The 14,744-nt window shown below is 73.5% G+C and carries 10 protein-coding genes and 1 tRNA gene; 8 read left to right on the forward strand and 3 right to left on the reverse strand.

The genetic code is table 11. The features are described 5' to 3' along the window. Positions 1 to 4: 4 nt before the first annotated feature. Entirely contained in the window at positions 5 to 2,473 is a 2,469-nt protein-coding gene (locus tag H9657_RS11725; RefSeq protein WP_191783595.1) for a GH36-type glycosyl hydrolase domain-containing protein, read from the forward strand. 46 nt (positions 2,474 to 2,519) lie between these two features. Next, complete coding sequence (locus H9657_RS11730; protein ID WP_191783596.1) at positions 2,520 to 3,527, forward strand: aldose epimerase family protein; 1,008 nt, start codon at positions 2,520 to 2,522, stop codon at positions 3,525 to 3,527. A 65-nt stretch (positions 3,528 to 3,592) separates the two neighbouring features. On the opposite strand, the gene H9657_RS11735 is transcribed toward H9657_RS11730, so the two are convergent. The 3 genes from H9657_RS11735 to H9657_RS11745 all read right to left on the reverse strand — a co-directional run bounded on the left by H9657_RS11735 (position 3,593) and on the right by H9657_RS11745 (position 7,159). Beyond that, entirely contained in the window at positions 3,593 to 4,894 is a 1,302-nt protein-coding gene (locus H9657_RS11735) for a YibE/F family protein (RefSeq protein ID WP_191783597.1), read from the reverse strand. A 271-nt stretch (positions 4,895 to 5,165) separates the two neighbouring features. Next, entirely contained in the window at positions 5,166 to 6,452 is a 1,287-nt protein-coding gene (aztD, locus tag H9657_RS11740) for a zinc metallochaperone AztD (RefSeq protein ID WP_191783598.1), read from the reverse strand. Positions 6,453 to 6,559: 107 nt separating this feature from the next. Then, the gene (locus tag H9657_RS11745) at positions 6,560 to 7,159 is read right to left on the reverse strand and encodes a GNAT family N-acetyltransferase (protein ID WP_318241456.1); all 600 of its coding nucleotides are present in this window, start codon (positions 7,157 to 7,159) and stop codon (positions 6,560 to 6,562) included. A 125-nt stretch (positions 7,160 to 7,284) separates the two neighbouring features. Between H9657_RS11745 and H9657_RS11750 the strand changes: the two genes are divergently transcribed. The 6 genes from H9657_RS11750 (at position 7,285) to H9657_RS11775 (ending at position 14,689) form a co-directional block, all read left to right on the forward strand. Continuing rightward, positions 7,285 to 7,355 (forward strand) — tRNA-Gly (locus H9657_RS11750). Positions 7,356 to 7,629: 274 nt separating this feature from the next. Further along, a complete protein-coding gene (locus H9657_RS11755; RefSeq protein ID WP_191783599.1) occupies positions 7,630 to 9,123 on the forward strand; it encodes a vWA domain-containing protein in 1,494 nt (497 codons plus the stop codon). 248 nt (positions 9,124 to 9,371) lie between these two features. Continuing rightward, positions 9,372 to 10,565, forward strand: coding sequence for a multidrug effflux MFS transporter (locus H9657_RS11760; protein ID WP_191783600.1), 1,194 nt, complete (start codon positions 9,372 to 9,374; stop codon positions 10,563 to 10,565). A 17-nt stretch (positions 10,566 to 10,582) separates the two neighbouring features. Next, positions 10,583 to 12,073, forward strand: a complete 1,491-nt coding sequence (locus H9657_RS11765; RefSeq protein WP_191783601.1) for an MFS transporter — start codon at positions 10,583 to 10,585, stop codon at positions 12,071 to 12,073. After that, a complete protein-coding gene (locus H9657_RS11770; protein ID WP_191783602.1) occupies positions 11,992 to 13,278 on the forward strand; it encodes an NtaA/DmoA family FMN-dependent monooxygenase in 1,287 nt (428 codons plus the stop codon). The genes H9657_RS11765 and H9657_RS11770 overlap by 82 nt, the downstream gene beginning before the upstream one ends. Before the next feature lie 112 nt (positions 13,279 to 13,390). After that, positions 13,391 to 14,689, forward strand: a complete 1,299-nt coding sequence (locus tag H9657_RS11775; RefSeq protein ID WP_191783603.1) for an NtaA/DmoA family FMN-dependent monooxygenase — start codon at positions 13,391 to 13,393, stop codon at positions 14,687 to 14,689. Positions 14,690 to 14,744 lie beyond the last annotated feature (55 nt).

The raw sequence follows: 14,744 nt of genomic DNA on the forward strand, positions 1-14,744 counted from the left end.
TGCCATGCGGTTCGGCCACTTCGACGACGAGGCGCGCGAGTACGTCGTCACGACGCCCCACACCCCCTACCCGTGGATCAACTACCTCGGGTCGGAGCGGTTCTTCTCGCTGCTCTCGCACCAGGCCGGTGGGTACTCGTTCTACCGCGACGCCAAGATGCGGCGCCTGACGCGGTACCGCTACAACAACATCCCCGCCGACACCGGCGGCCGCTACCTGTACGTGAACGACGGCGGCGACGTGTGGACCCCGTCGTGGCTGCCGGTCAAGGCGGACCTCGACCACTTCGAGGCGCGGCACGGGCTCGGCTACTCCCGCATCACGGGGGAGCGCGGCGGCCTGCGGGTCGCGACGACGTTCTTCGTGCCGCTGGGCGAGGACGCCGAGGTGCAGCGCGTCGCCGTCACCAACACCTCCGACGCCGAGAAGACGGTCACCCTCTTCTCGTTCGTCGAGTTCTGCCTCTGGAACGCGCAGGACGACCAGACGAACTACCAGCGCAACCTCTCGATCGGCGAGGTCGAGGTCGAGCAGGACGGCCCGCACGGGTCGGCGATCTTCCACAAGACCGAGTACCGCGAGCGCCGTGACCACTACGCGGTGTTCGGTGTGAACACCCGCGCGGACGGCTTCGACACCGACCGCGACACGTTCGTCGGCGCGTACAACTCCCTGGGCGAGGCGGCCGTGCCGCGCGCCGGGGTGTCGAGCGACTCGGTCGCGTCGGGCTGGTACCCGATCGGCTCCCACTCGGTGCGCGTGACCCTCGCCCCGGGCGAGACGCGCGACCTCGTGTACGTCCTGGGCTACCTGGAGAACGCGCAGGACGAGAAGTGGGCCGACGACGCCCACCAGCTCGTCAACAAGGAGAAGGCGCACGCGCTGCTGGGCCGCTTCGCGACGGCCGAGCAGGCCGACGCCGCGGTCGAGGCGCTGCAGACGTACTGGACCGAGCTGCTCTCGACGTACTCGGTGCGCTCGGGCGACGAGAAGCTCGACCGGATGGTCAACATCTGGAACCAGTACCAGTGCATGGTCACGTTCAACATGTCGCGCTCGGCGTCGTACTTCGAGACCGGCATCGGCCGCGGCATGGGCTTCCGCGACTCGAACCAGGACCTGCTGGGCTTCGTGCACCTGGTCCCCGAGCGCGCGCGCGAGCGGATCATCGACATCGCGTCCACGCAGTTCGAGGACGGGTCGGCGTACCACCAGTACCAGCCGCTGACGAAGCGCGGGAACAACGACATCGGGTCCGGCTTCAACGACGACCCGCTGTGGCTCATCGCCGGTGTCGCCGGCTACGTCAAGGAGACCGGCGACTTCTCGATCCTCGACGAGCCCGTGCCGTTCGACAACGCGGCCGGCACCGAGGTCCCGCTGTTCGAGCACCTGACGCGCTCGTTCGACTTCACGGTCAACAACCGCGGCCCGCACGGCCTGCCGCTCATCGGCCGCGCCGACTGGAACGACTGCCTCAACCTCAACTGCTTCTCCACCGAGCCGGGCGAGTCGTTCCAGACCACCGAGAACAAGGCCGGCGGCCACGCCGAGTCCGTGTTCATCGCCGCGCAGTTCGTCCTCTACGGCGAGCAGTACGCCGAGCTCGCGGAGCGTCGTGGCCTCACCGAGGTCGCGTCGCAGGCCCGCAAGGTCGTCGACGAGGTCCGCGAGGCCGTGCTCGAGCACGCGTGGGACGGCCGCTGGTTCCTGCGCGCGTACGACTTCTACGGCAACCCCGTCGGCACCGACGCCAAGCCCGAGGGCAAGATCTGGATCGAGCCCCAGGGCTTCGCGGTCATGGCCGGCATCGGCGTGGGCGACGGTCCCGACGACGTCGAGGCGCCCGCGATCCAGGCGCTCGACGCGGTCGACGAGATGCTCGGCACGCCGCACGGCCTGGTGCTGCAGTACCCGGCGTACACGACGTACCAGATCGAGCTCGGCGAGGTCTCGACGTACCCCCCGGGGTACAAGGAGAACGGTGGCATCTTCTGCCACAACAACCCGTGGGTGATCATCGCCGAGACGGTCGTCGGCCGCGGCGACAAGGCGTTCGACTACTACAAGCGGATCACCCCGGCGTACCGCGAGGAGATCAGCGACGTCCACAAGCTCGAGCCGTACGTGTACGCGCAGATGATCGCCGGCAAGCAGGCGTCGCGCGCCGGCGAGGCCAAGAACTCGTGGCTCACCGGTACCGCGGCGTGGAACTTCGTGGCGGTCTCGCAGTACCTGCTGGGTGTCCGGCCCGACTACGACGGCCTCGTCGTCGACCCGCAGATCGGCCCGGACGTCCCGTCGTTCACGGTCACGCGCGTCGCCCGCGGTGCGACGTACGAGATCACGGTGACCAACTCCGGTGCCCGCGGCTCGCGCGGCACGCTGGTCGTCGACGGCTCGCCGGTCGAGGGCAACCACGTCCCGTACGCCCCCGCGGGCAGCACCGTCCGCGTCGAGGTCACGCTCTGACCGGGGCCGCTGGGCGCCCGGCGCCGACAGCAGGGGGCTGCCGCCGATGACGATCACCGCACAGATCACCGAGCCCGCGCCCGCCCCGGTCACCACGGCCGTGGCGGCGCCTCCGGGTGCCGTCACGCTGCGCAACGACCGCTGGGAGGTCGACGTGCTGCCCGGCACGGGGGCCGCGCTCGGCGCGGGGCGCATCCGCACGGCGGACGGGGTGTGGCGCGACCTGCTGCGCCCGACCCGTCGGGCGTCGTCGGGGGACCCCGAGAAGTGCGCGAGCTTCCCGATGGTGCCGTGGTCCAACCGCATCCGCGGCGGTGTGCTGCCGTTCGCCGGGCGGCGGTGGCAGCTGCAGCGCAACGCCGCCGACGGCACCGCGATCCACGGTGCCGTGCGCTACGCGCACTGGGAGGTCGTCGAGCGCAGCGGCACGGCGGTGACGCTCGCCGTCGACACGGTCGAGCAGATCGGCATCAACTTCCCGTGGCAGTTCGGGGCCACGGTCCGCTACGCGCTCGACGGCGACGGCCTGGTCGTCACGACGTCGGTGCGCAACACCGACGTCGAGCCGTTCCCCGCCGGCTTCGGCCACCACCCGTACCTCAGCCGCGCGCTGCTGCCGGTCGGCGCGCCGGTCCGCGAGTACCCGCCGACCGCCGGGCCGCTGCTGCACGTGCCCGCCGAGGCCGGGTACCGGCTCTCGGGCGCCATCCCCGACGGCCCCGCCGGCCCCGTGCCGCCGCGCGCCGACTTCCGGTCCCGTCGCCCGCTGGGCTCGGGCTTCGTCGACGACGTGCTCACGGCGCTCGACCCGACGGAGCCGGTGCGCGTCGAGTACGCCGACGAGGGCGTCACCGTCGACCTCACCGTCGACCCGGTCTACCGGCACCTCGTCCTGTACGCGCCGCGTCGCCGCTGCTACTTCGCGCTCGAGCCCGCCACCAACGTCAACGACGGGTTCACGCTGCACGACCAGGGCGTGCCCGGCACGGGCGTGTTCGTGCTCGAGCCCGGCGAGGAGCGCTCGGGCAGCTTCCGGCTCTCCGTCACGGCCTGACACCCGCACCTGCCCGAGCCGTCCGCCCACCGCCCCCCGGGCGCGAGAGTGCGATCCGGTCGTGCTCAGTGGGCGTGGCCGCCGCGCGAGCGGTGCGGCGGCATGCCGACGGCCGCGACCGCCGCGACCACCGTCGTCAGGGGGATCGCCAGGACCAGGCCCGTCGCCCCCGCGAGCGTCCGGACGATCTCCTCGGCGAACGCCCCGCTCGTCAGCGTGATGAGCAGCGGCTGCTGGTAGAGCTCGAGCAGCAGGAGCAGCGGCAGCGACGCCCCCGCGTACGCGAACGCGATCGTGTACACCGTCGAGGCGATGTGGTCGCGGCCGATGCGCATGCCGCGCGCGGTCAGGGTCTGCCAGGACGCCGACGGGTCCGCCGCGCGGAGCTCCCACACGGCCGACGCCTGCGTGATGGTCACGTCGTTGAGCACACCGATGCCCGCGAGGACGACCCCGCACAGGAACACGCCGCGCAGCACGCCGACGCCGTCGGCGCCCAGCGCCCGTGCGAGCGCGAACGTGTCCTCCGACGTCACGGGCTGCAGCCGCGCGGCGTGCGCCCCGAGCAGTCCGAGCCCGGTCACCATGGCCAGGCCCAGCAGGGTCCCGACGAGGGCCGTCGTGGTCCGCAACGAGACCCCGTGCGCCAGGTACAGGACGACCACGACGATCGCGGTCGACCCGGCCAGCGCGACCGCGAGCCCGTCCTGCCCGGCGACGAGCGCAGGCAGGACGTAGGCGCCGAGGACGAGGAACGCCAGCGCCAGCCCGACGAGCGCGCGCAGGCCGCGCAGCCCCGCGACGAGGGTCGTGACCAGCGCGAACGCGAGCGCGAAGGTGCCGAGCGGCAGGGTCCGGTCGACGTCGTGCCACGCCCACACCTCGGGGTCGCCGGTCGCGGCGGGGTAGTGCTCGAGCAGCACGCGGGCGCCGGGCGGGACGTCGGACGCCGTGGTGCCGCCGGTCGCGTAGACCGCGACCTCGCGGCCGCCCGACGTGCGCGCGGTGACCTGGAGGCAGTCGACGCTCTGCGGCACGGTCCCGTCCTGCAGGACGTCCTCGATCGTGCCGTCGCACGACTGCATCCGGGAGTCGACCACCTGCGCGCCGACGTACGTGACGCCCGCGTCCACCAGGCCGGTCACCGGACCGCCGGCACCCGGCCACGTCAGGACCATGCCGAGCGCGGCGGCCACGGCGGCCAGGCCGACGACGGCCACGAGCGCCACCCGCGTCGCCCGACCCGACCGCACGGCGACGTGGCCGTGCGGCGCGTCGGGGTCGACGGGCGCGGCGTCGACGGGCGCTGACGGCGTGGCGGCAGAGGGGGCGGCGGCGGAGGGTGCTGCGGGCTCGGTCGGGCTCACGCGCAGATCCTGCCCTGCCGCACGCACCTCGCGCCGCCGGCGCACGAGCACGACCCGGACCGGATCGCTCTCTCACGCTCCGGGGTGGACTGGATTGCTCTCTCACGCCCCTTCGGGGGGCCTCGGGGTGGACTGGATTGCTCTCTCACGCCCCTTGGGCTGGGGTGGGCTGGATCGCTCTCTCACGCCCTTGGGGGCGGGCCTGGAGGGGCTGGATTGCTCCCCCCCCCCGGTGAGAGAGCAATCCAGCCCGGCTGGTGGGCCTGTCGGGTCAGTGGGCGTGGGCGGCCTCGGCTGCCTCGCCCGTCGCGACGGCCAGCTCGTCGGGGACGACGTCGAGGGTCGCGGTGCGGAAGACCTCGCCGGTGGCGACGTCGACGGCGTGGATGCTGCGCGTGGCGGGGTCGGTCACGTACGCGGTGCCGGCGTGGACCTCGACCGCCGGGCGAGGGGTCTGCCACGCGTCGGGCTCCTGCCACCCACCGATGACGGGCATCGAGCGGACGAGCGCGCCGGTCTCAGGGTCGACGACGTGCAGCGCGCCGTCGGTCCCCAGCACGAGCGCCTCGCCGTCGTCGCCGCGGGCCAGCGAGCGGAATGTGTACGACGCGGGCAGGTCGACGAGCCGCAGGGTCGCGGTGCGGGTGTCGACGAGCGAGACGCGCGTGGGGCGCTCGAGGTCGGCGTCCGGGTCGCTCTTGTAGTCGCCGAGCACGACCGCGGACGCCTCGCTGCCCGCCTGGTTGCCGATGCGGCCGTACGCGTCGGGGCTCTGGACCTTGGTGAACGCGCCGTCGCGGTAGAGCACGACACCGTCCTCACAGCCGATCGCGACGACGTCGTCGGCGGCGACGGACTCGCCGTGGACGCCCGGGCAGGCGTCGGTGGTGGCGATCTCGGCGTTATCGGCGTCGAGCGCCCGGACGCCGGTGCGCGCGTCCTCGGTCCCCTCGGACACCACGAGCGAGCCGTCGTGCAGCTCGACCGCGACGCCGTGGTGCGCCGACGGGGTCGTGTAGGTGCGCGCCGCGTCCGTCGGGCCGTCCGCCACGTGCGGGGCGTCGACGACCGTCACGTCGCCGGTGCCGTCGTCGAAGAAGGCCGTGCGGCCGTCGTGCACGACGACGTGCCCCGGCTTGGCGGCCGGGTAGGTGACGTCGGTGAGCAGCGGGTCGACCGTGAAGTGGTGCGCGTGGTCGCCGTGGGCCTCGCCCCACGTGCCGGCGTCGAGCAGGCGGAAGCCGCCCGCGGTGGTGACGGCGACGTGGCGGCCGTCGCCGACCGGGTTCAGGCGCAGGTAGCCCTCGGCCGGCAGGTCGGCGACGACCTCGAGGGTGTCGGCGTCGAGGACCTGGATGCCGCCGTCGTAGGTGACGGCGAGGCGGGTGACGGCCGTGGCGCGCTCCTGCGCGGCGGGAGTGCCGGCCTCCGGGGTCGGTGGCGGGGCGGCGTCACCGGCGCCGGGGGTGCCGGCGCAGGCGGTCAGCAGCGCCGTCGCCAGGACGAGCGCGAGGGCGGGGATCGAGCGGTGGCGGAGGGTGTGGCTCGCAGTGGTCATGGTGGGGAGGGCGCGGGCGCGCCCGGTCCTCTCGGGTCGTCCGGGATGGGCGACGCGAACCTAACAGGTACTGAGAGGCGATATCAATAAGCGGAGAGGTCCGCGTCTCACCGCAGGTCGAGCACCATCCGGTACCCCGCGTCGTACGTCTCGTCGCGGACGAAGCCGATGTGCTCGTAGAACGCGACAGCCCGTGCGTTGCGCGGGTCGACGTCCAGGTGCACGCCCGGCACGCCCCGGTCCCGCAGCGCGTCCGCCAGCGTCGCGACGAGCCGACGGCCCCAGCCGTGGCTCTGAGCCCGCGGCAGCAGGTCGATGTGCAGGTGTGCCGGTGCCGACGCCGGCACCGACGGCGTGCCCGGCTCGTGCACGTGGGCGCGCAGCACGTGGTCCTCGGTGCCGTCGCGCGGGTCGGCGAGCAGCGGGTAGCGGGCGCGCAGCACCGGCCACCACGCGCGCTCGCACCAGGCGGCGAACGCCACGGTGTCGGCCGTGGCCACGACGTACCCGGCGATGCCCCGCCCGTCGACGACCACGAACGACAGGCCCGGGTCCGCGGTCGGGTACGGCCCGCAGTAGACGTGCCCCAGCAGCTCCGGATCGCGGTAGAGGGCCGTCGCGTCCTCGCCCGCGGCACCCGTCAGGAGGCACACGCGGTACATGCCGGGCAGGTCGGAGGCGTGGAACGGGCGCATCGACGCGGTCACCTGTCCGACCCTGCCACCCGCCGGGCGCCGGGACCAGGCGCGACCCGATCGCGACGCGGCCCGGGTTGAAGGACCACACCGGGTACCGGGTAGGATCGTTGCCGCAGCGTCCGTAAGGGCGCCGCGCGGGTGTAGTTCAGTGGCAGAACTTCAGCTTCCCAAGCTGATAGCGCGAGTTCGATTCTCGTCACCCGCTCCCATCGTCCCGGTGCTCGTCCCGGGTCTTCGTCCCGGGCCCTGTGCCCAGCCGCCGTAGCCGAGCGCGGCGCCCGCGTCACCACGAGCCGCCCCCCGACCCGCGCGGCCGCATCTCGATCCGCACAAGGTGAGGTCACGGTCCGGCCACGCGGCGGGGGTCGCGGACACGGAAGCCCATCGTTCGGGTCACGAGCCCGCAACTCCCGTCCGGGGCAGCCCGCCCCCGCCCTAGCGTCTGGCCCCACGCCACGACCACGGAGACGGGGACAGCGATGAGGACGAACCACGGCAGGCTCGCACGACTGGCCGGAGCCGCCCTCGTGGCGGCCGTCGCGCTGCTCGGCTGCTCGGCGGGCGACGGCTACTCGGACGCGACGGGGGCCGTCGAGCCCGGCCCGGAGGGCTGGGAGCTGCCCGGGCCGGACCCCGTCCCGACGGGCTCGGCCGCCACGTCGGCGATGACGGACCCTGCTCACGACGCCCTGTCCACGTTCGCGCTCGACATCGACACCGGCTCCTACACGCGGTTCCGGGACGCCGTCGCCCAGGGGACGGCGATCGACCCGCGGGAGGTCCGCACCGAGGAGTTCGTCAACTACTTCGAGCAGGACTACACCGCCCCGCGGGACGGGCTCGGGGTGAGCATCGACGCCGTCGGGCTGCCCTTCCGGCCCGGCCACCGGCTCGTCCGCGTGGGCATCGCCGGCGCGCCCGCGTCGAGCGTGTCCCGCGACGACGCCGACCTCGTGCTCGTCGTCGACTGCTCGGGGTCGATGGACGAGGCCGGCAAGATGGTGACGACGCAGGCCGCGCTGCGCACGCTGGTCTCGGCGCTGCGGCCGAGCGACCGGGTGGCCATGGTCTGCTACTCCGACGAGGCCGAGGTGGTGCTCGACCCGACGCCGGTGTCCGAGCGCCGGGGGATCCTGGCGGCGATCGACGCGCTCGCGCCGCAGGCGTCGACCAACGCCGCGGCCGGTCTCGCGCTCGGCTACGACGTGGCCATGGACATGCGCACCGAGGGCCGGATGACGCGGGTCGTCCTCATCAGCGACGGCGTCGCGAACGTCGGCGAGACCGACCCCGACGGGATCCTGTCGCGCATCAGCACCGAGGCGAAGGCCGGGATCAACCTCGTCTCGGTCGGCGTCGGCATCACGACCTACGACGACCACCTGCTCGAGCAGCTCGCCGACCAGGGCGACGGCTGGCACGTCTACATCGACACCGCGGCCGAGGTCGAGCGCGTGTTCGGCACCGGGCTCACCGGGTCGCTCGTCGTCGCCGCGCGGGACGCGAAGGCGCAGGTGGAGTTCGACCCGGCCCAGGTCGCCGGCTACCGGCTGCTGGGCTACGAGAACCGGGCGGTCGCCGACGGCGACTTCCGCAACGACGCCGTCGACGGCGGCGAGGTCTTCGCCGGTCACGCCACCACGGCGCTCTACGAGGTCGCGCTGCGCGAGGGAACGTCCTTCGAGCCGTTCGTGACGGCGACGGTGCGCTACCTCGACGACGTGGGGGAGCCCGTCGAACGCTCCGGGAGCCTCGACGGGTCAGCCACCGCGACGTCACCGCGCGACGCCGCCCCGCGCCTGCGCCAGGACCTCGTCGTCGCGCTGCTGACCGACCGCCTCGTCGGCGGTCCGTGGTCCGCGGTCGTCGGCGCGGCCGACCTCCGTGCCGAGGCGGCGGCCCTGCCGGCGGTCCTCGACGGGGACCGCGACGTGGCGCAGCTCGTGGACCTCGTCGAGGTGGCGACGGGCTGACCGGCTGACCCCGGGCACGGCCCCCCGCCGGGCACTGCGCCACGGCGTTGCGCGGCGGGCAGCGCAATGCGCCCGTCATGCGCGCCGCGCGGGCACGAAATACGCCCCCTGCACGCTCGTCGGACAGCGCGGACGTCCCGGAGCCGCGCCCTCGCCGATGGGGTGTCGTGGTCGAGACCGTCACTGCCGCAGCACGCGACCGGCGCCCGCGCGTCCGCGCCGCCGGACCGCCAGGAGGCGTCGGTCCCGTGAGAGCGCTGCTCGTGCTGGGCCTGGTGACATGGCTCGGGCCGCTGTCCCTCGACGCCTACGGACCCGCGCTGCCGGCCATCGCCGTCGACCTCGACGCGGGGCCTACGGCGGTCCAGCTGACGCTGTCCGCGCTGGTCGTGGGGCTCGCCGTCGGGCACCTGTTCGCGGGGTCGCTGAGCGACCGGTTCGGCCGCCGGCCGGTCCTGCTGACGGGGCTGGCGGCCTTCGTCGTCACCACGACGATGTGTGCGCTGGCACCCGGCATCGGGACGCTGGTGGTGGCGCGTCTGCTGCAAGGGCTGGCCGCCGCCACGGCGCTCGTCATCACCAAGGCCGCGGCGCGGGACCTGTACGACGGCGTCACGCTCGCGAGGTTCCTGTCGCACCTCGCGGCGATCATGCCGGTCGCCCCCGCGCTCGGGCCCCTCCTGGCGGCCGTGCTGCTCGAGGCGTTCTCGTGGCGGGCCATCTTTGTGCTGGTGGCCGCCGTGGGCGCGGCCGCGCTCGTCGTGGTGCACCGCAGCTGGCCGGAGACCTCGCCCGCGCACGTCCGGGCAGCGCCGGCAGGAGGACGCACGCTCGGGCCACCCGGTCGGCAGGTCGTCGTGGAGCTGCTGAGGGACCGCGGCTTCCTGACGTGCGTCATCACGTTCGCGCTGGGCAGCGCGGTCGGCCTGGTCCTCGTCGCCGGTGCCCCGTTCGTGCTGCAGGAGGGCTACGGCCTGAGTCCGCAGGCCTACAGCCTGCTGTTCGTGGCGAACGCGGTCGTGCTGGTCGGTGCGGCCCAGCTGAACGCGCGCCTGCTGCGGCGGCTGCGGCCCGGGCGGGTCGTGGCGCTCAGCCTGACGTGCCAGCTCGCCGTCGCCGGTGCGCTCACGGTGGCCCTGTCCACGTCGGTGCCGGTCGGGCCGATCCTGGTCGGTCTGGTCGTGATCGTGTTCTTCCACGGCTTCCTCATGCCCAACCTCGTGGCGATCGGCATGCACGGGGTGCCGCAGCAGCGCGCGGGCACGGCAGCGGCGCTCATCGGAGCCGGGCAGTTCCTCGTCGGCGGGCTCGCGGCGCCGGTGGTCGGGCTGCTCGGGGCACGGCCGGCAGCGCTGGGCGCCACCATGGTGGCGCTCGCGACGGCGGCCCTGGTCGTGCACCTGGGCGGGGAGCGCCGGCGTCGCGCACGGGGGGCGCTGTGAGGCCCCGGCCGGGTGAGGTGACCACGAGGGCGCTGCTGCCGGCGCTTGCGGTCTGCGTGCTGCCGTTCTCGATCATGCAGTCGGCGGTGTCACCGCTGCTCGGCACCTTCGGCGAGCGCCTGGGCGTCGACCAGGCGGGCACGATGTGGATCTTCACCGCGTTCCTGCTCAGCGCCACGGTGACGACCCCCGTCCTCGGACGGCTCGGTGACCTGCACGGCAAGCGGCGGTGGATGCTGATCGTCGTCGTCGTCCAGGTCGTCGGCACGGTGGCGTGCGCCGTGGCGGGCGACCTCGCCACGATGCTCCTGGGACGTGCGCTGCAGGGCACCGGTGGCGCCCTCTTCCCGCTCGCCTACGGACTGCTCCGCGACCACCTCCCACCGTCCCGGGTGGCGCTGGGCATCGGCGTGCTGAGCTCGGTGCTGGGTGCCGGCGGCTCCATCGGCGTGGTCACGGCCGGGCCGGTCGAGCGCCTGCTGGGACCGGCGTGGGTGTTCGGGCTGCCCGGTGTGCTGATGGCGGGTTCCCTGCTGCTCATCGTCGGCCTCGTCCCCGAGAGCCCGCAGCGCGGCGTCGGGGGTCTGTCGTGGCCCTCCGCGGTCCTCCTGGGCGCGGGCCTGCTGGCGTCGATGCTCGTGCTCAGCACCCTCGGGGTCTGGCCGGTCGCGGTGGTCGGGACGATCGCCGTCCTCGGGGTGGTGACGATGCTGGCGTGGGCGAGGGTCGAGGCCCGTGCGACGTGGCCCCTGGTCGACGTCCGGCTGCTCCGGGCGCGCGGCATGTGGACGACGAACCTCTGCTCGATGTTGGTCGGGTTCGCGCTGATCCAGAGCTTCCTGGTCGTCCCGCAGCTGCTGCTGCTGCCCGCCGACAGCGGCTTCGGCTTCGGCGTCGACGTCATGCACGTCGGCCTCTACGTGCTGCCGTCCAGCCTGGCCATGCTGGCGTTCAGCCCCGTCTCGGGCTGGCTCGGCGGACGCGCCGGCGCCCGCGCCCCGCTCATCGTGGGGGCCCTGCTGTGCGCGACCGCTTACGCGGCCCTCGCCTTCGGCCACCGTGAGATCTGGGCCGTGGTCGGCGCGAACGCTCTCAACGGGATCGGCGCCGCCCTGGCCTTCTCCGCGCTGCCCAACCTCACCGTGCGGGCGGCACCCGTGGACCGCACCGGGGTCGCCACCGCGATCACCACGGTCGCGCGCACGGCGGGCGGCGCGCTGGGGACCCAGGTCGCGGCGGTCGTGCTCGCGACCGCGACGCCCGTCGGGGCGAGCCGCCCCGACGAGATCGGGTTCACCGCGGTCTTCGCCGTCATGGTCGTCGCGATGGTCGGGTGCCTGGCCGTCGCGATGGCCGTTCCGCGGAACCCCCGCCCCCCCTGCCCTCCTCGTCCGCCCCTCGTCGTCACCCAGAGAAGGAGCACCACATGCACATGGCCTGGTTCCTCAGCTATGCCGTCCAGGCGTGGGGTCAGCCCTGGGCCGGCCGCCCCGGCACCGAATGGGTGACACCCGACCTGTACGTCGACGCCGCGCGGTCCCTGGAGCGCGCCGGGTTCGACTACCTGATGTTCGAGGACGGCTCGTTCGTCCCGGACGCCTACGGCTCCAGCATGGAGTGGTCGCTCGCCCACGCCGCCGCGGCCCCGAAGCACGACCCGCTGCCGCTGGTCTCGTTGATTGCGCAGGAGACCGAGCGCATCGGCCTGATCGCCACGATCACCACGTCGTTCTACCCGCCGTACCTCGCGGCGCGGCTGCTGGCCACGCTGGACCACCTGAGCAGAGGACGGATCGGCCTGAACGTCGTGACCTCGCACAACGACCGCACGGCCCAGAACTATGGGCAGCCCGCGCAGCTCGACCACGACCTGCGCTACGAGATCGCCGCCGACTGGCTGGAGGCGGTCCGGGCGCTGTGGGACACCTGGGAGCCGGGCGCGCTGACGCTCGACGAGACGACCGGCACGTTCGCGGACCCGCAGAAGGTGCACTACGCGGACTACGTCGGCACCCACCACCGCACCCGCGGACCGCTCAACACGCCACCCGGGCCCCAGCACCACCCGGTGGTCTGCCAGGCCGGCGGCTCCCCGGCCGGGCGCGACCTGGCTGCGCGGTACGCCGACACGGTGGTCGCGCAGGCACGGGACGTCGCGGAGATGACCGAGTACAAGGCCGACCTCGCGGCACGTGCGGCGGCAGCCGGGCGCGACCCGGACGACGTCAAGGTCCTGTTCCTGGCCGGTTTCACGTTCGGGGACACCGACGACGAGGCGCGCACCGCACTGCGGCGCAAGCAGGCGTACGCCGCCGCCCACCCGGAGGTCGCGCTGGCGTCGTTGTCCTTCGCGAGCGGGATCGACTTCGCGCGGTTCGACCTGGACGCGCCGCTGCCGCCCGTCGAGACGAACGCCGCGCAGAGCGTCGTCGGGCTGCACCTCAGGGACACCGAGGGGATGACGCTCCGCGAGATCGCCGCACGTCGCAGCACCGGTGCCGTCGAGTTCACCGGGACTCCCGCGAGCATCGCCGACGCCATGGCCGAGGCGGCGGCGGCGTCCGGCGCAGACGGGTTCATGGTGCAGGCGCCCATCACGCGTCGCAACGTCACGATGATCGCCGACGGCCTGGCCCCTGAGCTGCGCCGTCGCGGCCTGATCCGCGACGGGTACGACTACCCGACGCTGCGCGAGAACCTGCTCGCCGGGTGAGCGCGCGACAGGCCCCCCGCCGCACCCGCGCAATACCGGTGGAACGTCGCCGTCGCGGCGATGTCACGTCCGCAGGGTGCACTTGGCCACGACCCCACGACAGGAGGCACTGATGTTCCACCTCGGTTGGTTCCTCGGCACCGGCTTCGGTGTGTACGGCTGGAACACCCCGTGGGCGGGGAACGTCGCCCAGGACGTCGGCAACCCGGGGCTCTTCGCGGACATGGCCGCCGCGCTCGAGCGAGCGGGCTTCGACTACATGATGCTCGAGGACTCCTCGGTGCTCCCCGACATCTACGAGGGCAGCTTCCGGCACTCGCTGAAGGTCGCCACCGTACGGTTCGACCCGCTGCCGCTGGTGCCGCACCTGACCCGCCGGACGCGGCACATCGGCATCATCGCCACGGCCGCGACGACGTTCTACCCACCCTTCCTGGCTGCGCGGCTCTACCAGTCGCTCGACCACCTGACCGGTGGTCGGGTCGGGCTGAACCTCGTCACCGCCAGTCCTCACGCGGCCGCGCAGAACTACGGCCTCGAGCAGCACGTCGAGCACGACCTGCGGTACGAGATGGCGGACGAGTGGACGCGCACGGTCACGGCGCTGTGGGAGTCGTGGGAGCCCGACGCCGTCGTGCTCGACGAGAGCACGGGCGTCTTCGCCGACCACACGAAGGTGCACGCGGTCCACCAGCAGGGACGCTGGCACTCCTCCCGGGGGCCGCTCAACACGATCCCGGGGCCGCAGCGGCGCCCGGTCCTGTGCCAGGCCGGCGGGTCCCCGGCGGGGCGGGACCTTGCGGCCGCGCACGCCGACACCATCGTCTCGGCCGTCGTCGGGGTGGAGGCGATGAGGGAGTTTCGGGAGGACATCTCCCGCCGTCTCGTCGCGCACGGCCGCCGGCCGGAGGACGCCAAGGTGCTGTTCCTGGTGGACCCGGTGCTCGGCGACACCGACCGGGCGGCGCAGGACCGCGCGGAGCGCAAGACCGCGGCCATGGCCGCGAGCCTGGAGAACGCCCTGGCCGGCCTGTCGTACGTCAGTGGCATCGACTTCTCCCGCTTCGACCCGGACGAGCCGTTCCCCGACGTCGCGTCGAGGACCAACGGCCATCAGAGCACCGTGGCCGACTACCAGAAGGCCGGCGCCGGCAAGACGTTGCGCGAGGTGGCCCTGACGCGGCGGGTGGCCGAGTCGATCCCGCTGGTGGGCAGCCCGGACACCGTCGCCGACCAGATGGCCGAGGCCATGGACCACGCCGGCGGGGACGGCTTCTTGATCGCCTCACCCGTGACGCGGCGCGGCATCTCCGAGGTCGCGGACGGACTCGCGCCCGTCCTGCGCCGGCGCGGGCTGATCCGTGACGGCTACGAGCACGCCACGTTCCGCGAGAACCTCCTCGCCTTCTGACGCCCTGGTGGCGCCCCCGTGACGCCCCGCCCCCACCTCCAAGGAGATCGCAGAC

The organism is Cellulomonas avistercoris (assembly GCF_014836445.1).
In the GTDB taxonomy this organism is placed as follows: domain Bacteria; phylum Actinomycetota; class Actinomycetes; order Actinomycetales; family Cellulomonadaceae; genus Cellulomonas; species Cellulomonas avistercoris.